The sequence below is a fragment of the Chromobacterium sp. W521 genome, assembly GCF_052805975.1.
On sequence record NZ_JBRBAF010000052.1, the window covers coordinates 1 to 354 of the forward strand.

The 354-nt window shown below is 56.8% G+C and carries 1 pseudogene; it reads right to left on the bottom strand.

From position 1 onward, the window contains the following. A pseudogene (locus ACUXV1_RS23260) lies at positions 1–321 on the bottom strand (transposase); the annotation flags it as partial. Between the last annotated feature and the right edge of the window lie 33 nt (positions 322–354).

The following is a 354-nucleotide window of genomic DNA, read 5'->3' on the forward strand; positions in this document are numbered from 1 at the left end:
GATGCTGACGCGGTACGCGTCAATCAGGAAGTTGGCCAACTCGCGTTTGCGGGCCGGCCTCACAGCTTTTTTTGGATGACTTCCTGCAGCATCTGCTTGTCCAGGCTCAGGTCAGCGACCATGCGCTTGGGGCGTTCTCTTCTTCCAGTTGTTTCAGGCGGCGCAGCTCGCTGACACCCAGGCCGCCGTATTTCTTCTTCAGATGTAGAAGGTGGCTTCAGAGACACCCATCTTGCGGCAGACCTCGGCGACGGTGGTGCCGGATTCCGCCTGGCGCAATGCGAAGGCGATCTGTTCTTCGGTGAACTTCGATTTTTTCATGACAAACCTCCTGCCCGGATGGGCTTAAATTTG